This is a genomic window from Pseudomonas karstica (assembly GCF_009707515.1).
In the GTDB taxonomy this organism is placed as follows: Bacteria; Pseudomonadota; Gammaproteobacteria; order Pseudomonadales; family Pseudomonadaceae; genus Aquipseudomonas; species Aquipseudomonas karstica.
The window spans coordinates 93,857-117,760 of sequence record NZ_WLYI01000003.1 but is presented as its reverse complement, the minus strand read 5'-3'; the positions used below and the strand labels follow the sequence as shown (position 1 = coordinate 117,760).

General features: G+C 58.0%; 20 protein-coding genes and 2 pseudogenes. 14 read left to right on the top strand and 8 right to left on the bottom strand.

Annotated elements, in window-relative coordinates; all coding sequences use genetic code 11:
* Positions 1-260 precede the first annotated feature (260 nt).
* From GIR22_RS03180 to GIR22_RS03125, 12 genes and pseudogenes are all read left to right on the top strand, one after another.
* Positions 261-1,175, top strand: a complete 915-nt coding sequence (locus GIR22_RS03180) for a site-specific integrase (RefSeq protein ID WP_154741898.1) — start codon at positions 261-263, stop codon at positions 1,173-1,175.
* 250 nt (positions 1,176-1,425) lie between these two features.
* Positions 1,426-2,175: a UTRA domain-containing protein gene (locus tag GIR22_RS03175; RefSeq protein ID WP_178122074.1), complete on the top strand. Its 750-nt coding sequence runs from the start codon at positions 1,426-1,428 to the stop codon at positions 2,173-2,175.
* The gene (locus GIR22_RS03170; RefSeq protein ID WP_178122068.1) at positions 2,172-3,902 is read left to right on the top strand and encodes a fumarate reductase/succinate dehydrogenase flavoprotein subunit; all 1,731 of its coding nucleotides are present in this window, start codon (positions 2,172-2,174) and stop codon (positions 3,900-3,902) included. The genes GIR22_RS03175 and GIR22_RS03170 overlap by 4 nt, the downstream gene beginning before the upstream one ends.
* 58 nt (positions 3,903-3,960) lie before the next feature.
* Complete coding sequence (locus tag GIR22_RS03165; RefSeq protein WP_028616162.1) at positions 3,961-4,206, top strand: 4Fe-4S dicluster domain-containing protein; 246 nt, start codon at positions 3,961-3,963, stop codon at positions 4,204-4,206.
* Between the two features lie 131 nt (positions 4,207-4,337).
* Positions 4,338-5,744, top strand: a complete 1,407-nt coding sequence (locus GIR22_RS03160) for an ABC transporter substrate-binding protein (protein ID WP_154741896.1) — start codon at positions 4,338-4,340, stop codon at positions 5,742-5,744.
* A gap of 49 nt (positions 5,745-5,793) precedes the next feature.
* Positions 5,794-6,576, top strand: a complete 783-nt coding sequence (locus GIR22_RS03155) for an ABC transporter permease (protein WP_154741895.1) — start codon at positions 5,794-5,796, stop codon at positions 6,574-6,576.
* Entirely contained in the window at positions 6,576-7,424 is an 849-nt protein-coding gene (locus GIR22_RS03150; RefSeq protein ID WP_154741894.1) for an ABC transporter ATP-binding protein, read from the top strand. Before GIR22_RS03155 ends, GIR22_RS03150 begins: the two co-directional genes overlap by 1 nt.
* Positions 7,421-8,368, top strand: coding sequence for a HEAT repeat domain-containing protein (locus tag GIR22_RS03145; protein WP_154741893.1), 948 nt, complete (start codon positions 7,421-7,423; stop codon positions 8,366-8,368). The genes GIR22_RS03150 and GIR22_RS03145 overlap by 4 nt, the downstream gene beginning before the upstream one ends.
* Positions 8,365-8,649, top strand: a complete 285-nt coding sequence (locus GIR22_RS03140; protein WP_178122067.1) for a gamma-butyrobetaine hydroxylase-like domain-containing protein — start codon at positions 8,365-8,367, stop codon at positions 8,647-8,649. Before GIR22_RS03145 ends, GIR22_RS03140 begins: the two co-directional genes overlap by 4 nt.
* A 110-nt stretch (positions 8,650-8,759) precedes the next feature.
* Positions 8,760-9,521, top strand: coding sequence for a carbon-nitrogen hydrolase family protein (locus tag GIR22_RS03135; RefSeq protein ID WP_154741892.1), 762 nt, complete (start codon positions 8,760-8,762; stop codon positions 9,519-9,521).
* A gap of 426 nt (positions 9,522-9,947) precedes the next feature.
* Positions 9,948-10,241: pseudogene (locus GIR22_RS03130) on the top strand (AraC family transcriptional regulator); the annotation flags it as partial.
* Between the two features lies 1 nt (position 10,242).
* Positions 10,243-10,730: pseudogene (locus GIR22_RS03125) on the top strand (IS66 family transposase); the annotation flags it as partial.
* 67 nt (positions 10,731-10,797) lie between these two features.
* On the opposite strand, the gene GIR22_RS03120 reads toward GIR22_RS03125, so the two are convergent.
* The gene (locus GIR22_RS03120; RefSeq protein WP_154741891.1) at positions 10,798-11,721 is read right to left on the bottom strand and encodes a LysR family transcriptional regulator; all 924 of its coding nucleotides are present in this window, start codon (positions 11,719-11,721) and stop codon (positions 10,798-10,800) included.
* Positions 11,722-11,848: 127 nt separating this feature from the next.
* Here GIR22_RS03120 and GIR22_RS03115 point away from each other — a divergent pair, with 127 nt between their 5' ends.
* Both GIR22_RS03115 and GIR22_RS03110 read left to right on the top strand, forming a co-directional pair.
* Complete coding sequence (locus GIR22_RS03115; RefSeq protein WP_154741890.1) at positions 11,849-12,772, top strand: alpha/beta hydrolase; 924 nt, start codon at positions 11,849-11,851, stop codon at positions 12,770-12,772.
* 343 nt (positions 12,773-13,115) lie between these two features.
* Entirely contained in the window at positions 13,116-14,438 is a 1,323-nt protein-coding gene (locus GIR22_RS03110; RefSeq protein WP_178122066.1) for an OprD family porin, read from the top strand.
* Here GIR22_RS03110 and GIR22_RS03105 read toward each other — a convergent pair.
* The 7 genes from GIR22_RS03105 to GIR22_RS03075 form a co-directional block, all read right to left on the bottom strand.
* Entirely contained in the window at positions 14,419-15,006 is a 588-nt protein-coding gene (locus GIR22_RS03105) for a helix-turn-helix domain-containing protein (protein ID WP_178122065.1), read from the bottom strand. The two genes, GIR22_RS03110 and GIR22_RS03105, sit on opposite strands and share 20 nt — an antisense overlap.
* A gap of 142 nt (positions 15,007-15,148) precedes the next feature.
* Complete coding sequence (locus tag GIR22_RS03100) at positions 15,149-15,787, bottom strand: response regulator transcription factor (RefSeq protein ID WP_154741888.1); 639 nt, start codon at positions 15,785-15,787, stop codon at positions 15,149-15,151.
* 4 nt (positions 15,788-15,791) lie between these two features.
* Positions 15,792-18,806: a sensor histidine kinase gene (locus tag GIR22_RS03095; protein WP_178122064.1), complete on the bottom strand. Its 3,015-nt coding sequence runs from the start codon at positions 18,804-18,806 to the stop codon at positions 15,792-15,794.
* A 76-nt stretch (positions 18,807-18,882) separates the two neighbouring features.
* Positions 18,883-19,656, bottom strand: coding sequence for an alpha/beta fold hydrolase (locus GIR22_RS03090; protein WP_154741886.1), 774 nt, complete (start codon positions 19,654-19,656; stop codon positions 18,883-18,885).
* Between the two features lie 138 nt (positions 19,657-19,794).
* The gene (locus GIR22_RS03085) at positions 19,795-21,381 is read right to left on the bottom strand and encodes an MFS transporter (protein WP_154741885.1); all 1,587 of its coding nucleotides are present in this window, start codon (positions 21,379-21,381) and stop codon (positions 19,795-19,797) included.
* Positions 21,382-21,431: 50 nt separating this feature from the next.
* On the bottom strand, positions 21,432-21,854 hold the full coding sequence (locus GIR22_RS03080) for a DoxX family protein (RefSeq protein ID WP_154741884.1): 423 nt from the start codon (positions 21,852-21,854) through the stop codon (positions 21,432-21,434).
* A gap of 104 nt (positions 21,855-21,958) precedes the next feature.
* The gene (locus GIR22_RS03075) at positions 21,959-23,797 is read right to left on the bottom strand and encodes an amidohydrolase (protein ID WP_178122063.1); all 1,839 of its coding nucleotides are present in this window, start codon (positions 23,795-23,797) and stop codon (positions 21,959-21,961) included.
* Positions 23,798-23,904: the final 107 nt, after the last annotated feature.

The window sequence follows — 23,904 nt, the reverse complement described above, 5'->3', positions numbered from 1 at the left end:
AACCTCTTCGTTATCTAACCTTCATACGTAAGTCATTTATCGAGTCGATTAAACAGATTGCCGCCGAGTCACTCTCCTGACCATGAGGACAATAGTTCCCACTGGGCCCACAGCAGGCCCAAACCCTGCCTGGGCGAGCAAAAAGCCCATGGTTTGGTAGGAGACGCGGGGCTGCGTTAGACTGGGCGCTCGCCAAACCAATAAATACTTATACTAAACATGTTCTTAGCAAAGGTATTTAATCCAAAGGCTAATATATTTTGACTGAGATTTCCCGCAACCCCCTGACGCTCTATCTCGCGCGCCTGGCCTCATCAAGCCAATTGACCATGCGCTACGTGCTGCAAGACGCCGCCGACCGCCTGGGCTTTGAAGAGGTCAACCTGGAAGACATCCCCTGGCACTTGCTGCAGCCCGAGCAGGTAATGGCCTTGGTGGCCGTGCTGCGAGAAGACGGTTATGCGCCCAATACCTCGTCGCTGTACGTCAACGCGGTGCGCGGGGTGATGAACGAAGCCTGGCGCATGAGCCTGATCAGCCAGGACCACCTGTTGAAAATGCGCTCGGTCAAGGCCACGTCCGGCACGCGCTTGAGCCCGGGCCGCAACCTGCGGCGCTCGCTGATTCGCGAGTTGCTCGATGTCTGCGCCGCCGACCCACGCCCACAGGGCCTGCGCGATGCGGCGGTCATCGCAATCTTGTACGGGTCGGGCATGCGCAAGTCGGAATCGGTCAACCTCGACCTGGCTCAGGTCAATTTCGAGGAGCGCAGCCTGCGGGTGATCGGCAAGGGCAACAAGGAACTGATCAAGTACGCACCAGCCTGGGCCTTGGCCAAGCTGCAGGCCTGGTTGGCATTTCGTCGCGAGCAGCTCAAAGAGGGAGAAGAGGACGACAGTTTTCTGTTCAACCGTATTCGCCGGGGCAGCCACGTCACTCGGGAACGTATCACCAAGCATGCGATTTACTACATCGCTCGCCAGCGCGGGCAGCAAGTGGGAGTAAAGATCATGCCCCATGATTTCCGGCGTTCGTTTATTACGCGGGTGATTGAAGAGCACGACCTGTCCATCGCCCAGAAACTGGCGCACCACACCAACATCCAGACCACGGCCAGTTATGACGTGCGCGATGATAATGAGCGGCGGCGGGCGATAGACCGGTTTGACTTGTAGCCTGTCTGCCTGACGTGGACCAGCACCTGTAGCCGCTGGCACAGCCTGCGATCGGCTGCGCAGCAGTCGCCTGGGCCTTGAAATTGCCGAAGGTCCTGCGGCCCTTGTCGCAGCCTCGTGCCTCGGCAGCGGCAGAAACCAGGCCTTCTGGCTTTAAGCTTATGCTCAAACGGTATTTTAATTTTAATTCTTATACTCACTATGATCATGTCATAACTCGTTATGACAAGTGAGCCTGATGAGCGGTTCCATCTCCACCTTATTCCCGCTGTCCAGCATCCCGCTACATGCACAACTGCGCGACCTGCTGCGGGGGCGCATCCTTGACGGGGAATACTCACCCAATACGCAGATGCCGTCGGAAAGCGAGTTGGGCACACGCTTCAAGGTCAGCCGGATCACTGTGCGCCAGGCCTTGGGCGACCTGCAGAAGGAAGGCTTGATCTACAAGATCCACGGCAAGGGCACGTTCGTTGCCAAGCCCAAGGCCTATCAAAATGTCAGCACCTTGCAAGGCTTGGCCGAATCCATGACCGAGCGCGGTTACGAGGTGATCAACCGTTTGCGCAGTTTTCGCTTTGTGCCTGCTGACAAGCAGGTGGCCGAGCGCCTGGGGGTGGAGGAGGGCACAACCGTCACGCAGATCAAGCGCGTACGGCTGATCAATCGCGAGCCGGTATCACTGGAAATCACCTACATCAAGCAAGCCTTGGGCGAACGCCTGGAAAACGCCGATCTGGTGACTCGCGATATCTTTCTGATCCTGGAAAACGACTGCGGCCTGCAACTGGGCCACGCCGACGTGGCCATCGACGCGGTGCTGGCAGACAGCGACCTGGCCCAGGCACTCAGCGTCGAACCCGGCTCGCCGATCATGCGCATCGAACGCTTGACCCATACCAGCGAGGGGCTGCCCGTGGACTTTGAACACCTGTATTACCGGGGTGATGCCTTTCAGTATCGCCTGCGCATCGACCGTGAACGAGGAAGCCGTCCGTGAGCCGAAAAACACTGGAATTGGAATACGACATCGTCGTGATTGGTGGCGGCACCGCAGGCCCCATGGCGGCGATCAAGGCCAAGGAAGCCAACCGCGACTTGCGGGTATTGCTGGTGGACAAAGCCAATGTCAAACGCAGCGGTGCCATCAGCATGGGCATGGACGGCCTGAACAACGCCATCATCCCCGGCCACTCGACGCCAGAGCAGTACACCAAGGAAATCACCATTGCCAACGACGGTATCGTCAACCAGGCCGCGGTGTATGCCTACGCCACCCACAGCTATGAAACCATCGAGCAGTTGGACCGCTGGGGTGTGAAGTTCGAAAAGGACGAGACCGGCGACTATGCGGTGAAAAAGGTCCATCACATGGGCGCCTATGTGCTGCCGATGCCCGAAGGACATGACATTAAGAAGGTCCTGTATCGCCAGCTCAAGCGCGCTCGGGTGACCATCACCAACCGGCTGGTCTGCACCCGCTTGCTCACCGACAGCGAGGGTGCGGTCAACGGCGTGATGGGGTTTGATTGCCGCACCGCCGACTTCCATGTGATCAAGGCCAAGGCGGTGATCCTGTGCTGCGGCGCTGCGGGCCGGCTGGGCTTGCCGTCATCGGGCTACCTGATGGGCACCTACGAAAACCCGACCAATGCCGGGGACGGCTACGCCATGGCCTATCACGCCGGCGCCGAACTGGCGAACCTGGAGTGCTTCCAGATCAACCCGTTGATCAAGGATTACAACGGCCCTGCGTGCGCCTATGTGACCGGCCCGCTGGGCGGCTATACCGCCAACAACAAGGGCGAGCGCTTCATCGAGTGCGACTACTGGAGTGGACAGATGATGTGGGAGTTCCACCAGGAGCTGGAAAGCGGTAACGGCCCGGTGTTTCTCAAGCTCGATCACCTGGCCGAGGAAACCATCCAGAACATCGAGCAGATCCTGCACAGTAATGAGCGCCCAAGTCGCGGCCAGTTTCACGCCAACCGCGGGACTGATTACCGCAGTGACATGGTGGAAATGCACATCTCCGAGATTGGCTTTTGCAGCGGTCATTCGGCGTCGGGGGTATGGGTCAACGAACGCGCCGAGACCTCGGTCAAGGGCCTGTATTCGGCAGGCGACATGGCGGCCGTGCCCCATAACTACATGTTGGGTGCGTTTACCTATGGCTGGTTCGCCGGCACCAACGCCGCGCAGTACGTGGTCGAGCGGGACTTCAGCGCCCTGAACGCCACGCAGGTAGCCGCCGAACAAGCTCGGGTTTATGCGCCACTGGAGCGGGAGACCGGCCTGCCACCGGCCCAGGTCGAGTACAAGCTGCGGCGCTTCGTCAACGACTATCTACAACCGCCCAAGGTGACTCGCAAGATGGAAATCGGCCTGCAACGCTTCGCCGACATCGAGCGCGACCTTGGCCAAATGAAGGCGCACAACGCCCATGAGCTGATGCGCGCCATGGAAACCAGCGTGATTCGCGACTGTGCCGAGATGGCTGCGCGGGCCTCGTTGTACCGCGCCGAAAGTCGCTGGGGCTTGTATCACCATCGGGTGGATCACCCACAGCGCAATGATGCCGACTGGTTCTGTCATTGCCACCTGAAGAAGGGCGAGGACGGGCGCATGGTCAGCTTCAAGAAAGCCGTTGAACCCTACGTCATCCCGCTGGATGCCGAAGAAATGCAGGCTTACGACCGCCTGCGGGTAGGCGCCGACGCTGCCTGAGCCTTTGTGTAGCACGCCACACCTTAATAGAGCGCAAAAGCGCCAAGGACACCGTGAAATGGCCTATCAGCCCCAGGAAATATTTTTCCGCTCCAACGCGCCGGTGACGATCGATGAAGATAAGTGCATTGCCGAGAAAGGCTGCACGGTCTGCGTCGATGTGTGCCCAATGGACCTGTTGGCGATCAATCCCGCGACGCAAAAGGCCTACATGGCATTCGACGAATGCTGGTACTGCATGCCCTGCGAAAAGGACTGCCCAACAGGTGCGGTCAAGGTCGAGATCCCGTACCTGTTGCGTTGAGATTCCAGGTTCACCGCTTCACCCACGCTATCCGCAAACACCGGACGCCAACGCCACACCCCCTCGTTTCCCACCACGCCTGATCGTGGCGGAGACGACTATTACAACCATGATTCGAGGGGACACACCCAATGTTATTGCGCGCAACCCTGACCAGCCTGGTGCTGGCCTCCTTTAGCCTGTCCGTGCAGGCACACACCATCCGGGTGGCCATCGGCACTCAGGACACCACCATCAACTGTGCAGCGGGCGGCTTGCTGATCCGCGAACTGGGCCTGTTGGAAAAATACCTGCCCCACGACGGTAAGTACCAGGACGCCACCTATGACATCCAGTGGAAGAACTTCACCAGTGGCGCGCCGCTGACCAACGAAATGGTCGCCGGCAAGCTGGACTTCGGCGCCATGGCCGATTTTCCTGGGGCCTTCAACGGCGTGGCCTTCGAGGCCGCGGGCAAGCACAGCCTGTTTATCAATGTGCTGTCGGGCAACATCGAGGGCAGCGGCAACGGGATCGTCGTGCCGATCGCATCCACCGCACAGTCCCTCGCGGACTTGAAGGGCAAGACCATTTCAGTGCCATTCGCCTCGACTGCCCACGGCATGTTACTGCGCGCGGTCGCAGCCCAAGGCTGGGACCCACTCAAGGACGTCAACATCATCGCCCAGGCGCCGGAAATAGCAGGCTCGGCGTTGCAGGCGAACAAGATCGAGGCTCACGCCGATTTCGTGCCCTTTGGCGAGTTGTTCCCCAACCGGGGTTTTGCCCGCAAGATCTACGACGGTTCACAATCTAATACCCCGACCTTCCACGGCGCCCTGGTAGATGAAAGCTACGCCCGCCAATACCCGGAAGTGGTCGTCGCCTACCTGCGCGCCAGTATTGAGGCCAATCAGTTACTGAGCGCAGAGCCAGAGAAGTACAGCGAGTTGATCGAGAAGGTCACCGGGGTTGAAGCCGAGGTCAATTACCTGTTCCACGGCCCGCTGGGCGTGCAAACCCGTGACCTGAGCTGGAAGCCGCAATACCGCCAGGCGGTGGGCACGGCCATCGATACCCTCAAACTGCTGAAAAAGGCTGATCGTGGGCTGGACCTCAACACCTTCATTGATGACCAGTACATTCGCGAGGCCTTCAAGGCATCCGGCCTGGACTACAACGCGCAACTGGCCAATTACGCCCAGGCGCCGCTCAAGGCCAACGATGCGCAGACCGGAGCGCCGATAACCGACTGGAAACACGTCGCGCAAATCTGGGTCAAGGGTGAGCCCAAGGTGCGCCATTATGCCTCTGCAGAAACGGCCTTTACCGCGCTCGCCGAGTTGAAAAAAGACGGCAAGCAGGTGAGGGCGGTGTACGCCCAGGCCGAAGACAGCGGCATCAAGTTACTGGCCAGCCAAGCGTGGTTTGCCAGTGATGGGCAAGGCAAGTTGAGTGCATTCCTGCTCAAGGACCAGGCGCAACAGTACGCCCAGGCCCAGGGTGGCAAGGTGTTCAATTTCATTGATGCTGGCGCGCAGGCGGTTGCCGGTCATTGATATAGCCACGGGCGCAGATCGGTTCTGCGCCCTGACGGAGCGTGCATTCATGTCAAATACTGCGTTGCGCTGGATACCCAGGGCCGCCTCATTGCTGTTCTGCCTGCTGTTCTGGCAAGTAGCGGCCAGCGCCCATTGGAACCTGTGGCTGGTGACCTTCGCCAATGTGCCGACGCCTGGGGCGGTGATCCAGGCGGCACTGGGCCTGGCGGACTCGGGTAAGTTGGCCCAGCACTTGAGCGCCAGCTTGCTCAGGGTCTTTGAAGGGTACCTGGCGGCGGTGCTGGTAGGTGTCGGCCTGGGCATCGCCATCGGTCGCTCGAAATGGGCCGAAGATGTACTGCTGCCGCCCCTGGAGGTGATTCGCCCGATTCCTGCAGTGGCCTGGATTCCCCTGGCGATCCTGATGTTCCCGTCGTCGGAGCTGTCGATGGTGTTCATCACGTTCACTGGCGCGCTGTTTCCGATCATGCTCAACACTGTGCATGGGGTTGAAGGCGTCGACCCTCGCCTGATCGCCTCGGCGCGCAGCCTGGGGGCAGGGCGGCGGGCGATCCTGCTCGAAGTGATTGTGCCGGGCGCGGCGCCGAGCATCATCACGGGCCTTGCCATCGGCATGGGCACCTCGTGGTTCTGCCTGGTCACGGCAGAGATGATCTCCGGCCAGTTCGGTATCGGCTATTACACCTGGGAGTCCTACACCATCCAGAACTACGCCGACATTGTCGTCGGTATGTTATTGATCGGTGTGCTGGGCATGGGCAGCAGCCTGCTGGTCAAGCGCCTGGGCGCATTGCTCACCCCTTGGCATCGTCCACGAGGTAAAGCCTGATGAACCTCAATACTCAGCTTGAAGGCCGCATCGAGATTAGCAACTTGTCCATCGTCCTGGGCGAACAGCAGCAAGCATTCGAGGCGGTGAAAGCCCTGGACTGCCAGATCGAACCCGGACAGTTCGTGTGCATCCTCGGTCCGTCCGGGTGTGGCAAGTCGACGTTGCTCGGCGCCTTGGCCGGCCACCTGAGGCCTAGCCAGGGCTCGCTGCGTGTGGACGCAAAAGCGGTGGTCGGGCCATCGCAGCAACGGGGCATGGTGTTTCAACAGCACACCTTGTTTCCGTGGCGTTCAGTACGGGAAAACGTTGCCTTTGGCCTGAAAATGCGCGGCGTGGCCAAGGCCGAGCGCCTGGCCGCTGCCGATGAGATCCTGGCGCTGGTGGGCCTGGAAGGCTTCGCCGAGCGGTGGCCCAATCAGTTATCCGGCGGCATGCAACAGCGGGTTGAGATCGCCAGGGTGCTGGTCAACCGTCCCAGCCTGCTGCTGATGGATGAGCCCTTTGGTGCACTGGATGCCCTGACCCGCATGAAAATGCAGGCCTTGTTGCTGGACATCTGGACCCGGATTCGCACCACCGTAGTGTTCGTGACCCATGACATAGACGAAGCGCTGTTTCTCGCCGACCGCATCCTGATCATGAGCCCGCGCCCTGGCCGCATCATCGAAGATTTCAGCCTGAGTTTCCCGAGGCCGCGCCGCACTGAGCTGATGACCACTGCGCAGTTTACCCACCTCAAGCGCCATTGCCTGGAGCTGCTGCACCATGAAGACGGCCGCCAGTTGCCGCGCCTCAACCCGCTCGGGCTGCCTACCGACCAACCCAAACCGCGATTTGCCTTATGACTGATGAAAACCTTGAAATAGAAGCCCTGCGTCCCCGACTACAAGCGTCGGATGCGGGTGTGCGCCGTATTGCCCTGATCGATCTGGCAGACCTGGAAGACCCCGATGGCCTGGTATGGCTGGTGGACAGCCTGGGCAATGACCCGGCCACCGAAGTTCGCGCCCAGGCGGCCAGCCTGCTGGAAGCATGGGAAGAAGACGAGGTGGTAGGGGCGCTGTGCCTGGCGTTGACCGACACCGAAACGTCAGTGCGTGAAGCCGCCGCCCAGAGCCTGAGCGTGCTCAAAACGAAACAGGCTGGCAGGCTGTTGGTGCCTTGGACCGGGCATGCCGACGTTACTGTGCGCACCGCGGTGTTTCGTGCGTTGCGCGAATTACGCCTTGAAGACGCCGCACCTGCGGCACTGCAGGCGCTGGCCGACAGCGATGCCGGCGTGCGCCGCGAAGCCGTAGGTGTGCTGGGCTGGCTCAAGCACCTGCCAGCCCTGGAACGCCTGGCCACACTCGCCAGCAGCGACCCGGACACTGAAGTACGACGGGCCGCCACTGGCGCCTTGGGCTTGGCGAACGATGAGCGGGTATTGCCGGCGCTTTACCAGGCCTTGCAGGATACGACATGGCAAGTTCGTGAAGAGGCGGCAACCACCCTGGGCAAAGTCGGCAGTGCCAGCGCCGGCGACGCATTAATCAACGCGCTGGCCGATGATTATTGGCAAGTCCGCCTGCGAGCCACTCGCAGCCTGGGGCGGCTTCGTTATCTACCGGCGCTGGACGCACTGATCCAGGCACTGGGCCACAGCATCAGCAACCTACGCAAGGAAGCGGCCCTGGCCTTGGGCGAACTGGGTGACCGACAGGCACTGACGGCCTTGCGTGATGCCGCCGACGACAGTGACCCGGAAGTTCGCAAGGCAGTACGCATTGCCCTGGCGCAACTGCAGTGAACGTCGCCGCACCGAAAAGCATCGGTAAGAATGACAACCACCGTCTCAGGCTGGAGTGGGCCGACGGTGAACAGTGGATCGACCATGCCCGGTTGCGGCGCGAGTGCCCGTGCTCACAATGCCAGGCCTTTCGATTAAAGGGCACGCCACCCCAGGTGCCTGAAAACGTACGAGTGCTGGAGGTTCACATTCAGGGCTATGGCGTGCAATTGATCTTCAGCGATGGGCACCAGCGAGGGATTTATCCCTGGGCGTATCTGCTGCAGATGGGGGGAGGGTAGAGTGCACTGATAGGTGAGTTTGTGGAGAGCCTTGATATAACTAAACTAAAGGACTATTTAGTATAGTTATATTAAATGCGAATATATAGCGAGTGAGGAAGGGATGCTCCATGTCATTTATAGTCGCTGCAGCACAGTCTGTTTCTATCGCCCAAGACATACCAGCCAACATTGAGCAGCATCTACGAATCATGCGTGTAGCTGCTCGCAACGGTGTCCAATTTCTGATTTTTCCTGAACTATCGCTCACCGGTTATGAACTTGAAGCGTCTGCGCAACTAGCCATAGGGCCTGACGATGCGCGCTTGGTACCGATAAAAGAACTGGCCCGCAACAGTGGGATCACAACCGTAGTGGGCGCGCCATTGAGGTTGCCTGAAAACTCGGATTTAGTGATTGGCGCATTGGTATTCCACGCTGATGGCTGTCAGTCGCTGTACAGCAAACAATACCTGCACCCAGGTGAAGACCGGGTGTTCAGTCTTGGTACGGGCGGCGAACCTTTAACTATCGAGACCCGGAAAATAGCCTTGGCTATCTGCGCTGATGCAATGCAACCCAGTCATCGCATTGCAGCACGGGATACGAATGCTGAAATCTATGCCGCCAGCGTTTTGATTTCAAAGACGGCATATGCTTCTGAAAGCAAGCAACTGGCTGATTACGCGGCAACACATCACATAATGGTGTTGCTTGCGAACCATGGCGGCGTATCGGGCGAATGGGAATGTGCAGGACGCAGCTCAATCTGGTCGAACAACGGCACGCTGATCGCGGCGGCAGACGGCCAAGGTCAGTGCCTGGTGATTGGAGAGCAAAATGCTTCAGGCCAGTGGAATGGTAACGTCATCCATATAGGGCTTGAAATCTGACCTCCACTGACCCTGATCCTTCAATAGGACAGTTCGCATAATGTATATTATGTTAAATCAAGTGCCATGTCAGATATGTTCATGAGCAGCCTAAACCACTGATTCGACAAACCAGCCTCTCAACCGGCCACGTTCTTTGTGTTCGAGGTAACTGCCTTCAGTGCCGTTTCTCTTCACGGTCGCTACGCACCGGTGCACCTGTCCGCGTGGCTGCGATGAGCATCGTTCATTGCTCAACGCTGTGACCGACTCGCATCTAAGGCAGGCAGCCGTTAGTCAGACCCTACCGACAACTTGCCTGATTCTGTGAGTGGATCTTGTTGGTAGATTGTCAGGCCAAAAACACATCCGTCGTTGCCTTCCCGCCTTTCATGGTTAAGGTAAACGATGGTGCCGTTTTATGCTGGTAGTTGGGAGAATTGAGTCGTGGATAGCGCTGAGCGAACTTCTGCCACAGGCTTGGAAGCACACATTCGTGGCGAACATATTGCCGCATCCGATGGCATTTCTTCGAAAGACGTATTGGTGCAGGTTTTTAATCGAGAACGTATTGAAGAAAGCGTCATAGTACCCGCAGTAGCTGAGCCTTTGATTGTTTGGACTCTATGCGGAGATGTCACGGTTGAAGAGCGTCTGGCTGGTGAAGACTGGAGTTTGAGCGAGGTGGAAAAGGGAGATTTTTTCCTTACCACCTCCCCTACCCCCTACGAAATGCGTTGGTATGGCCCATGCACGGCGTAAGCTCTTCGAGTTGCATGCGACGAATAAAAGCACGCTCGCCGAGCAAGCCCTGCGCTATATCCAATTGTTGTACGAAATCGAGAGCGAGGTCCGCGATTTGGAGCCGGATTTACGGCGCCGATTACGGCAAGAGAAAGCCGTTCCGGTGATGGACATGCTGCATGCCTGGATGATCGCCCAGCGCTATCGCGTTACCTTGATGACGGGGCCGTACCCATAGACAACAATTGGGCCGAAAACCAAATCAGGCCATGGGCTCTTGGGCACAAGAACTGGCTCTTCGCAGGGTCGTTACGCAGCGGCAAACGGTCAGCAGCGATCATGAGCTTGATCCAGTCTGCGCGGCTGAATGGCTATGATCCGTATGCATATCTGAGGGATGTTCTCGCGCGCCTGCCAACGCAGCGGGCGAGTGAAATCAAGCAGCTGCTTCCGCATAAGTGGCAGCCGGTTTATTACGTGACGTGATGCCCGAGTGCATACGCTACCCGTCGTTTTACGATGCGCAAAAAAAGATCTCAAAGGCAGCGGCCGACTACAGGGGGTATTGAGTTGTAATTGCAGCGCGCAAATCTCGGTTGAGCATTTCGCTAAGTAGTTCGATGAGCAATCGAGCTTTGTGTGTGAGCACACGTCGGGACGGGTACACCGCGCTGATCGGCACCTCGCCAGTCGCATGATTCGGGAGGATTGCTCGCAATTGTCCTGAAATAAGTTCGGGCATCACAAGCCACGCTGGCACCTGAGCGATGCCAATGTGCCCGAGCACGGCAGTCCTGATTTGTTCGCCATCGTTGCTACAAAAACGGCCTTCGGGGCGCAAAGTGATAGATGTGGCGTTCATGTCCACGAACCGCCACGGGCGAGTTTCCTCACGCCCGCTGAACAGAATGCACCCATGCTGTTGCAGGTCATTTGGCGTTACTGGCTCACCATGTCGTTGCAAGTAGCCAAGGCTCGCGACAGTCACAAGCGGGCTCGTGGCAAGACGCCGTGCGGTCAAGCTGGAATCCTCCAGTTCGCCATGGCGAATAGCGAAATCTACACCCTCCTCGATCAAGTTGGCATGGCGGTCCGAAACGGTGGTCTCGACGTTGATACCGGGGTAGCGCTCGAAGAACGATGCCAGATGTGGCACTACATACAGACGCCCGAAAACAGGGGCGACAGCGATCCGAATGTTGCCCGATGGCGCCGCCTGGCTATCGGCGACCGCCGCAACCATATCAGTGTAATCTCCCACCCACTGTAAAGCGGAGCTATAGAAGCGCTGACCTGCTTCAGTCACGCGCAGGCTGCGCGACGTTCTTAACAACAACGTCGCACCCAATCGTTCTTCCAAAGCGGCAATCTGCTTACTCACCGCAGATTGGCCAACGCCCGCCTCGCGCGCGGCTGCCGAAAAACCTCCCCGCTCAACCACTCGAATGAACAATTTGATGGCGTCGATCTGATCCATTTGTCAGCACCTGAAAAGTCCATCTGGGAATAGATGGTAGCTCTTTTTACTCATATTTCTAAATTAGAGAATCAGTTACCGTTCCCTCTCCTGGACAACCTGTTTGCCTTGACGAGGAAACTCATCTATGTCTGCCCCCGTAAATAATCGCGTATCCGAAACCCGTTACCCAATAACCGACAGTGAGCGCGAAGCGGAAAAAAATGTACTGGCCGCTTTAAGTGGGTATTTCGCCAATGCAGCCGGCTCGATGCGCGAGGCCTACGACCGGATGACGGCAAGTACGCCCATCGCAGAAGAGATGGTCTGTGAGCCGTCGGATGATACAGGGGTAACCGGTTGGTGGGTTCGCCCGCAAGGCGCGCCAAGTGATCGGGTAATCATGTTCATTCATGGGGGCGCCTATTCGTTGGGATCAGCCCAGGCTTATCGGGGGCTAGCGAGCCAACTGGCTAAGCGCGTCGGCGTCGCGACTTTCGTGCTTGATTATCCGCTAGCGCCAGAACAACCGTTCCCTGCTGCGTTCGATGCGGCTGTAGACGCGCTGGCCTGGCTCAACGCTCAAGGGATCACTCGAATTTCTATGGTCGGGGATTCCGCCGGAGCCGGGCTGGCTCTCGCTAGTATCTCAGCAATTGATATCCGCTCACTGATTGCTTCGGCGGTGCTCTACTCGCCGTGGGTCGACCTGGCGCTGGAGGGAGGGTCGTTCAGCTCGCCAAACAGCTACGACCCGATATTTCCAGTAACAGATATACTTGCCAATGCTGCACAGTCCTACCTCGCCGGAACGAGTCCATTTGACGGTAGAGCATCGCCTTTGTACGCAAGCACTGCCGGGCTCCCGCCGTTGCTGATTCAGGTAGGAAGCGACGAGCGATTGCTTGACGATGCGCGACGATACGCTGATCGCGTTGCCGCTAACGGGGGGGAAGTTCATTTGGCCATCTACGAAGGCCTTCATCACGTATTTCAACGGTCAGTGATGGAGCTTCAAGGAGCGCGGCATGCACTGGACGCGGCTGCCGCGTTTATTGGGAAGAATTGGTAACCTTCGCATGCCTTCAGCCCTGTTTGTGAAGCGCTGGAGGCCAAGCAGAGTAAAACCTCCGTGCCGCTGAACAATCTTCCAGGACGATGGCAATTACGCAATACGTGATCATCGGCCGTATATACACCATCGTCCTTAATGCTGGAGTTCGGAAGGTGTGTTCGCCGGCCCTTACGATTTTGCTAACTCCGCACAGCCATCCAAAAAAACCGCACGCCTGTCCAATTCTGGCGTTACAAAATGCGCGATCATTTCTTCGACTTCTGTGAGGCGATGGACATGCGAGCGACGAACAATACGGCAAGCATTACGCCTTGGTTTTGCCGCTTAAGGACGAAGAAAAGTGACTGACCTGCGAGTCACTTGCGGGCTTCTTTTGGTCATCTGCACCCCCAGTGGAACAGCCTTGGCGTCGCAGGCTGCACAACCGTCAGAAGGGTTTCGAGAAGGCTCTTCACTTGAAGTGCTCAGTCGAAATTTTTACCTCGGCAATGACTATCGATCATCTTCGCCTTCAGGCAAAAACCACATTCAGGAATGGGCCCAAGGGTACATTACGTCGTTTGAGTCCGGATTTACCTCTGGCACTATTGGTTTTGGCATTGATGCCCATGTGTTTCTGGGTTTGAAGCTGGACGGCGGCAAGGGGCATTCCGGGGCGGGATTACTGCCACTCGATCAAGAGGGTCGTAGCGAGGACAATTATTCCAGTGGTGGCGGCGCCCTTAAGCTGCGCACCTCTCGCACCACCTTGGCGTTCGGTGAAATGACGGTGCAAACGCCGGTATTCGACACGGCCGACAAACGCCTGCAGCCCGAGTACGCCACTGGCCTGCTACTGGATAGCCGTGAAATCGATGACATGCATGTGCTGGCAGGTCACTTCACGGCGTTCAAGAATCAGAACGCATCGACCCGTAAAGGCGATTTCTCCGGCTATGGTGCAAGTTCCCGAACGGGCGGCATCGACTTCATTGGCGCCAACTTGTTTGAAGAGCGCCCGGTAGGCGGTGCGCTTTATGCCTCACAGCTGAGTGACACCTGGCACCAATACTATGCCAACTTGCACCTCAAGCAATCCGGGTTATTCGTCGACGGTAACGTTTATCACACCAGGGATTATGGCGAGTCCGTGGCCGGAGCCATCAATAACACCGCCTACAGCCTGGCTGGCAAATACACCGCCGGAGCCCATGCCTTCACCCTCGCCTACCAAAAGATCAACGGCAACACCCCATTCGACTTTATCGGCGGCGACTCCATTTACCTTGCCAATTCGATCAAGTATGCCGACTTCAATGGCCCCCATGAACATTCCTGGCAGGCCCGTTATGACCTCGACCTGGGCAGCTACGGCATACCTGGATTGAAATTCATGATTCGTTACGTCGCCGGGCGCGGTATCGACGCAACCCACGCGCCCAAAGGCGGCGGCTATAACCCTTTCGACGAATCGACCGGAGAGTACGCTCCTCAACAAGGCGATGGCGGGCGACACTGGGAGCGCGATATCGATCTTCGGTATGTGCTGCAGTCAGGGCCGGCCAAAGACTTGTCTTTTCAGTTGTCCCACGTGGTACATCGGGCAAACAGAGCCCAAGGCGGTGACGACATTGACAGGATCTACATGGTTATCGAATACCCACTCAAGTTTGGGCGGCTTTAAGCCGCTTGGGAGTAAAGTGAGGAGTTGCAGCATGCAGCTTTCGCCAGGTTTGCGGTGACAAGCCTGTTTCGCGCCTGAATACTCGGCAAAAGTGCGACTGATCGCAAAATCCATGGCTAAGCGCAATGTCACTTAAGGAATGCGCTGAACACAGCATGTATTGCCGTGCTGCCTCCACTCGTGCGGCGGTCACATACATCAGCGGAGTCATGCCGGTTGTCTGTTTGAACGCATGCGAAAAATGACTGACGCTCAGGCTCAGTAACGAAGCCAGTTCGGTTGTCCGTATGCAATGTTCGACATGCTCATGTATGTATTCATCTACACGGGAGATTTGCCATCGAGCCAACCCTCCCCTGTTTCTGTGCGGCAAAGGTTTGCTTTGATTGTCGACTGCCAACAGGTCAATTGCCTGATTAAGGTAAGTCGAAGCGATGTCGGGATCACGTTGAATGGCTCGCTCCGCCTCCATCAGCAACGTCAGCAGTTGCCTCGTCTGTTTCAAATAGTTGGGACCACGAGAGGCGGTGTTGTCCAATACGTAATCTGCGCTGGTATTCCCGTTCACAGCTAACGCTCCTAGGCCGGGATCAAATCTTGGTGGCGCGTTTAACTCGTCACCATGGCAGCACAGGATGGCGTTGTGGTGGGGCCTGGCACAGCCCCAAACGAGGAGGCATTAACCAACACTAAAGGGGGGGGGGTATTATTTATTGCGCAAGTTCGATAATCCCTCGCTGGATACCGATAGTCACCGCGTGAGTACGGTTATGGGCTCCCAGCTTGTCCATAATATTTCGCAAATGCCCTTTCACTGTGTCTTCACCTATTGCCAGTGCAAGGGCCGTCTCCTTGTTCGACGAGCCGTCGGCGACATGTCTGAGCACCTGAACCTCTCTATTGGTGAGACCATCCTGGTCCATGTGAGCCGCCAATTCAGCCGCAATTTCCGGGGGAAAGCAGCGTTTTCCGGCGGCCAGGGCACGTATGGTTTCAATGAGTTCATGGCGCAACGTGCTTTTCAAAAGATAGCCTCGCGCCCCAGCCTTGATGGCTTGTAGCGCCCTTACATCCCCTCGGTAGGTAGTGAGCACAGCAATACAAGCTTGCGGGAACTCGGACATGATGGAGCTGATTGCACCAATTCCGTCTAGCTCAGGCATCTGTACATCCATAAGCGTGACGTCTGGTTGCGTCGTTCGGTATAACCGGATTGCCTCAATCCCGTTAGAGGCTTCCCCCACCACGGTGATATCGTCATAACCACCCACTACTGCTTCAATACCCTCCCGTATCAGCGGATGGTCATCCACTATCAGCACGGTGATAGGCCTCTTGTGATCTACCATAGGTTTATCCTGCCCTGCTCGAGCGATTCGGTTTACTGCCCACTGGGTGTTCATAGGCCGTGGCGCCAGGCAGCGAGAGTGTAATGCGCGTACCGCTCAAGGGGTTGCTAACTATCGCCAGGGTTGCATCAATTCTACTGGCCCGTTCGTACATGCCTCTGAGCCCGCCGTGTTCAGGGCGCCCGTGCATTCGCTGATAGAGCGGATCAATGCCGACCCCATCGTCGACAACCAGCATCTCGAACGTGCCCGGCGCGTAGGTGAAGGTAACGGTAACCCGAGTAGCCTGCGCATGGCGAAGCGAATTGGAAACTGCTTCTCTGCCCACCTGGTAAAAAGCATCACGAACTTCGTTGCGCAGCGCCAGCGGTTCATCCACGTTACCAACGTGGTAGGTTGCAGAAAAAGGAACGCTGGCCTCCAGCTTTAAAGCTTGAAACGCAACGGCTAAATCTTCAACTGGCGCCATCTGGCCACGCAACCCTGTGATTCGGTCGCGGCCCTCGGCAATCACCTGCTCGGCCCGGTCCAGCGCCCGCTCCATCGAATCGCGAGCACGGGATCCCTCCGGCAGGCTGTCCGCGACCGCCTGGAAGCTGAGCATCATTCCCTGAACGCTTTGCAGCAAGGTGTCATGCAGCTCGCGCGCGATGCGCTCGCGCTCCTGAAAGCGCTCCTCAAGGCGGGTCCTGAGGGCTGCCTTTTCCCGTTGCGTATAGACGCGGGAAATCCAGAACACAAGCGTCAGCAGCGCTACTGAAAAGATCAGCAGGAATCCTGGGCGAAGATAGAAAACCTGGGGAATGGTGACAGTTAAAGCTGCATCAGGAGGGGTGAAATGCCCATTCTCGCCAAGCGCACGGACCTGGAATTCGTAATTACCCGGGCGTAGGTGTGAAAAAACCGCTTGCCTGGAGTGCCCGGCATCGGTCCATTGCGAATCATGGCCATTAAGCCGGTATTGAAAGCGCATGGTCTCTGGTGAGGCGAGATTCAATGCTGAATAGGTAATAACCAACTGTTCCGGCGCAGCTGATAACCGAACGGGCGCGGCGTAGATATCAAAATCATTTCCATCGACTGTCAGCGCCTTGATCGTGACGGCAGGTGGTAGTGCCATATCCGTTGGCTGGTATGGATCAACACGGACAACCCCGTTTCCGGTGGTGAACCATAGCAAGCCATCTTCCGTATGGACCGCAGTGGGCAACGGCAATACTTTGAATGGGTCCATAGGTAGCCGGCCAATGTGATCGTGCGAGCTGTACAACAGTGTGTTGCCGCCCGCTATTACTCGCTCGATCTCTGCTGCAGGCAGTTTGAAGATTCCATCGCGGCTGTGTACCCAGATATCCATCCCGGATTCGGCTGCGTTTTTCTCGGCCGGTACGGCGACGAGCCCATAGATATTCTGAAAAGGTCCGGCAGCCGGTAGATCCAGGCGATGAAAGCGTCCATCCTTGAGATACGCCAAGCCATGTTGACCACCTACCCAGGTGCGTCCGGGCAAATGCAGCATCGCCGTGACATGGCCGATGTTCAAACCTTGCTGGTCGCTCCAACGTGCGGTCTTTTGCTCATCAACGGACACCAGAAGATTATCCCGGTAGCCGAACCACAGCTTGCCCGTCAGATCACGGGACGCGCTGACAGGCATCACCTGCCGTTCGGAATCACTGACAGGCTCAATGCGTCGCCATTGCTTATCAGCCCATACGAAAAGCCCTGCACGGTTGATTGAGACCCATATATCCCCATTCGTTCCTACCGTCATCGCCCTTATGGCAGCCTCGCGGGCGGATTCGACAGGTAAGGTTGCGATGCGCACCGGACCATCGCCTGAAAGCGAATAAATCCCCCGATACCCGCCAATCAACAAGCCGTGTTGCTGACTATTTACCAATGTGGTGATCGGCATATCCAACTCAAAGGTGGAATGGCTATCGCCTCGCAGGCCCGTTAGCTGGCCATTGTCGGAACCGATCCATAAAGAACCATCACCGCTTGCTGCCAATGCATGACTGCCTGCGCCGCTAGGCAGAGCGAGGTGAGACAGTGTTTTACGCTTGAGTCGATCCAGGCCCGCATCCGTACCCACCCACAGGGTGCCATCACGGTCGATTAGCTGGGCCAATATAGTGTCGGAGCTGAGTCCATCGCGAACGGTGTATGAGTTGATTGCATCCTGATCCTCGACAGGCTTGGGCAGCGCCCCGGCAGCCAAGTGATGCACACCGGCTCCCAGCGTGCCCAGCCAAGCGTCTCCCTGCTCGTCCAGAACGATACTGACCGTGCGTGATGCCGGTATCTCTTCAAACTCAATGTCGGCATAGCCTGTTTTTTTCAGGCGCAGTAGATGGTCCCTGGAACGATCAGTTATCCATATGTCGCCTGCAGGGGACGATACTATTTTGCTGATCGATTGACTCTTGATGCCAATCTCCATGAACGCAGATGCCCCTGGGGGAAGCGTATATATTGCCTCTTCACTCGCGGCCCAGACATAGCCATCTGCATCCACATGCACCGCTCGGGCATGCCGGTCGGGAAAGCCCGCCTCCTTGCCAACCACGTGCCAACCCGTGCCGTCATGCCGGGCGAGCCCATCATCCGCCGCGACCCAAACGTGTCCTTGCTGGTCCTCGGCCAAGCTGTACACCACCCCGCCCGGAAGGCCTGGATCAATCGGTTGAATCACGCCGCTTGCATTGATCAAACGGGCCCCACCGGCACGAAAACCCACCCACAGCCCTTCCCTGGAGCTCAGAAGCGCCGAGACCACGCCCAGTTGCTCACCGTCAGCCGGCGCGAATTTCTCGAACTCAAAACCATCGAAGCGATACAAGGAATCATGAGTACCCAGCCAAAGGTATCCATCAGCGGTTTGCGCAAGCGCTCCCACTGAACTGGGGCCCTGGTCGCTGGCGGTCCAGCGGCGATGGTCGATTTCATCCGAAATGCGCGCAACTGCACTTGAGCACGTAAGGCAACCAAGCACGAAACTCAGCAGTAAAACCACGTATATTCGCAAGGAATGCACCTACGGCACGCGCCAGCACGCGTCTTGTATTGAGTACTGCAACCTGTGGGCGGCATCAAAAGCAGCCCAACTGTCGCTGAAGCCATTCAATGATTTGATCCGCGACCTGCTCCCAACCCGGCTGCGTTATGAGCAGGTGGCCATAGCCGGGAAGCGAGATGAAATCTGTCGGCGCCAACGACCGTCTCTGATAGAGATAGTTGGCCAAAACTACAGAACTGGCAATCATACGGTCATCGCTACCGGAAATCAGTAATAAGGGCCCGCGCTCGTGATTGAAGAACAGCCTGCTACCCACGCCTAATGCTACCGCTGTCATCAGTTTTTGCGGGACTCGACCAACAAACCGTTCATATAGCGGGTCGGTTGTCTGACGGGATGCCGGATGCCCCAGGCGGGAGAATTGCGCAGGCGTCAGGCGTAGAAAGCGCATACCCTCGATCCGCTCAACTCTTGTCGTAAGTATCTGCAGTAGCGAACGAATGCCAGGGAAGACGCACTGAGGTGGACGAGGAGCTATTGCGATGCCAGCCATGCCCAGACCACGGTCCAGCAATAGCTGAACGATCAGCCCGCCCATCGCATGGCCAATCAGAATAGGCGGCGCCGGGAAGGCGGCAATCTGCTCCGCGTAAAAATCCACGAGACGTCCAAGGGGCGATGATCTGGCATCTTTACCGTGCAGAACTCGGTACCAACCTTGCTCGCCTGGAGCTGGCAGCGACAGCACACAACAAGCGTAGCCGCAGGCCTTGAAGTGACGCTCGAACTTGTCCCATACCGTCGGCATCAGCCAATCGCCCTGGATAAAACAGACCTTGTAATCCACGGCCGGCAATCAGCGACGCGCTATGTGCATGAAATGGTGTGTTAGGTCGCAACGCCGCTGCTCGATGACCATTTCAATCATGTCGCGTCTCCTGCTTGCTTGTCGCCCGGACCATCCGCACGGCCTCAGCGTCCAGAGTCAAAGTGGTCGCAACAGGTGGCGGACGACGGGCGGTTGATCGCCGATGTGAAACGCGCTCAACAGTTCCTGATCCAGTGCATCGCTATGGGTCACCCTCGCATGCTGGCGCTGATGCTCGACCCAGCTTTCGACGATGAATGCCTCCACCACCCGGCCGGGCTCTGCGACGTCCTCCCAGACATCCCAGCGGATCGCGCCGTCGCGATAGCGCGTCGCACGAAAATTGCGTAGGGCGGCGGTGAACGCGGCCTGTTGTTCCGGGGCGATCCGGTATTCGACTTCGATCAGGACGGGGCCGCGGTCATTGGCAAGCGGGACAGCGAGGACAGGCTCGGCCCAATGGTTCGAGGGCGCCAGATCGGTGGTGGAATCCTTCGGCAGCCGCCAGCGCAGGGCCAGCAGGATCGCCAGCATCTGGCCGATGGCCGCGATGATCAGGGCGTCGGCGACGCCCGCGCTGCTTGCAAGGGTACCCCACAGGATACTACCGCCGGTCATGGCTCCCTGAAGCACCAACAGATAGACTGCGAGCGCCCGTGCCTTGACCCAGCCGGGCGAGGCCATCTGCGCCGCGACGTTGAGCGAGGTCAGCATGCCGATCCAGGCGACGCCGGCAGCGAACATCACTGCCCCGGCCAGCCAAGCATTGGGCGCCAGCGCCAGTGCGAGGGTCGCAGCCGCGAACAGCAGTGTCGCCCAGATCGAGACCCTGTTGGACGCTACCTTCTTGCGCAGTTGTTTCAGCAGCAATGCACCGACAATGGCACCGGCGCCCATGCAGCCGAGAAGCGCGCCGTAGCCCGCCGCATCCAGCCCCAGTTCGCGGCGGCCCACCAGCGGCAGCATCGCCCAGAGCGCGCTGCTGAACAGGAAGAAGCCCAGCGTGCGGATCAGTACCAGCCGCATCGCCGGAGAATGCCGTGCATAGCGATAACCGGCCCGCAGCGCGCCGAAGAAATGTTCGGGCGGCAAGCTATGTACGGTCGTGGCGCGTTTCCATGTGACAAGCACGATCAATACCGCCGAAACCGAAACGGCATTCAGCGCGAAGACCGCTGGAACACCGGCTAACGCAACGATCACCCCGCCAAGCGCCGGGCCTATGGCACGCGAGATGTTGACGCCGAGACTGTTGAGCGCCACCGCATCGGGCAAGGTGGCCTTGTCGACCAGTTCTGGAACGATGGCTTGAAACACCGGCGCACTGAGCGCCGCCGCCACGCCGAGAACAAAGGTGGCGGCGAGCAGCAGCCACGGGGTGGTCAGTCCTTGAAAGGTCAGGAAGGCCAGAACGGCGGCGGCAGCAAGGCCGAGGACCTGTGCGGACAGCAGCATCTTCCGGCGATCGACGATGTCGGCCAGCGCCCCGGCCGGCAGGGCCAGCAAGAACATCGGCAGGGTCGTAGCGGCCTGCACCAGAGCCACCAGCAGTGGACTGGGCGACAGCGAGGTCATCAACCATCCCGCACCGACATCATGCATCCAGGTGCCGATATTGGAAATGATCGTGGCGATCCACAGTGCCCGGAAGACCGGTAGGCTCAGCGGGCCCTTCGCCGGGGCGGGCATGTCAATGGCGGTCATCCGATTCTCCTTGACGGGTGAGGTGGTTTAGAAACGTCAGGCTACTTTCGTCACAGATCGAGGGACGGGTTCCGGGCAAGATCCACCCAGACGACAAGTAGGAACCCTCCGATGAGACCGAGATGTTCGAAAAAGGCATTCGCGTCTGCGTGCCTAGCCTCGCCTGCCGGCTGCTCCCAGAACCGCAGCGCGATCAGGGTGGATAGAAGCGTGAATCCGGCCAATGCCAGCGCACCCAGCCAGCGCAGAAAGCCCGTCAACACCATCACAGAGGCGCCCAGTTCCAGCGCTATCACCAGAACGGCGAACAAGACGGGCGGGTTCAGGCGGAAGTGGGCCATCTCAACGACGGCGCCGGGGAAATCGGTCAGTTTGACCAGCCCGCCCTGTATATAAGCCGCGCAAAGTCCCAGATGCGCAAGGAACAGCATCACGATCGAGATTGCGCCACCCGCCTCAATGCTGAATGACATCAGCCCTCTCCATCGATACGGGTGACAAAGCGACCCTTTTGGCGTTTATCCTATGATGAAGCAGCGGGCTCCAGGCCGATGCAACGGGGGCCGATGTCACGCTATCAGAACGCAAAGCAGGAACATCCAAAAGCGCCCCAGAAACCCTGGTAATCGCTGACCGGCGCGGAAGACGTCCTGACCCGGTCATGCTGATGTGCGTGAACCGCACAGGGCCCCGAGCAATGATGAACACCTGCCTGCAGTGGAGCGCTTGGTTTCCAATGCCCAGGCACACGCGCCACGGGGGACCACTCCGGTATCACCGGTATTTCACCGGGGGACAGCGGCTTAAACTCCCCAGAGGCATAAACCACTTTGCCACCGACCACCGTCAGCACCGACTCCATCCACTTGATCTGTTCTTCCTCGACGTTAAAGAAGTCGGCGTTAAGCGCAACCAGGTCTGCCAACTGGCCTACTTTCAGTTGGCCTTTCTTGCTCTGTTCCGACGAAAACCAGGCACTGCCATGGGTAAAGAGTTCAAGTGCGACCGCGCGGGACAAGCCTTCGGGGTACAGTTCCAGGCCGCCCACCGTCTTGCCACTGACCAACCAGTAAAGCGACGTCCAGGGGTTGTAGCTGGATACCCGCGTAGCGTCAGTACCCGCGCCTACCGGCACGCCCTCAGCCAGCATCCGCTGGATCGGCGGCGTCTGCTCCGCCGCCTTGCTGCCGTAGCGCTCAACAAAGTACTCGCCCTGGAATGCCATGCGATCCTGAATCGCGATGCCTCCACCTAAAGCTCGCACACGCTCGATGTTGCGCGGCGTAATGGTTTCAGCGTGATCGAAGAACCATGGCAAGCCGTTAAAGGGAATATCCTGATTGACCCGTTCGAACACATCCAGCATGCGCGAGATGGATTCGTCATAGGTAGCATGCAGGCGGAACGGCCAACGGTGTTCCACCAAGTGACGCACCACGGGCTCGAGGTCCGCCTCCATTTGCGGCGCAAGGTCCGGACGCGGCTCAAGAAAGTCTTCGAAGTCTGCCGCAGAGAACACCAACATTTCGCCCGCACCGTTGTGGCGGAAAAAATCGTCGCCATCTCCAGGTTTCACTTGCTTGGTCCAGCTTTGGAAGTCTGCCAGCTCCTCCTTGGGTTTCTGGGTAAACAGGTTATAGGCAATACGCACGGTGAGCTGATCGTTCTTCGCGAGCTCGCGCACCACCTGGTAATCATCCGGATAACTCTGAAAACCGCCACCCGCATCGATGGCACTGGTCACACCCAGCCGATTCAACTCTCGCATAAACTGGCGCGTGGAGTTGACTTGATATTCGATAGGCAGCGTCGGACCTTTTGCGAGTGTTGAGTAGAGAATCATCGCATTAGGCCGGGCTATCAACATCCCGGTAGGCTCGCCATTGGCGTCGCGCTGAATTTCGCCGCCCGGAGGATTGGGCGTGTTGCGCGTATACCCAACCACTCGTAACGCGGCGCGGTTCAATAAAGCCCTGTCATACAGATGCAGAACAAATACCGGCGTATCCGGTGCAGCCTGGTTAAGCTCATCGAGCGTAGGCAGTCTCCGTTCGGCAAACTGGAATTCATTCCATCCCCCTACCACCCGCACCCATTGCGGCGTGGGGGTGCGGTCTGCCTGAACCTTGAGCATACGCAGCGCATCAGCCACCGAAGGCACCCCTTCCCAGCGCAACTCCAGGTTGTAATTGAGGCCACCACGGATCAGATGAAGGTGAGAGTCATTTAACCCGGGGATCACCGTACGCCCTTGTAAATTGACAACCTGGGTTGCGGTGCCACGAAACGCCATGGCTTCGGCATCGCTGCCGACAGCAACGAACTTGCCATCCTTGATCGCCACGGCTTTGGCTCGCGGTTTTTCTCTATCCACCGTGTGCAGGTCGCCATTGTAGAAAATGCTGTCAGCAGTCATGTTGCCTCCTGAGATAGTTGAGGACGTTGAGCCTGCGGCGGCTGCAAACGGAAACGTCGACCACAGGGCGCCGGCAGCGCCGATCAAAGATCCAGCGGCGATAAACC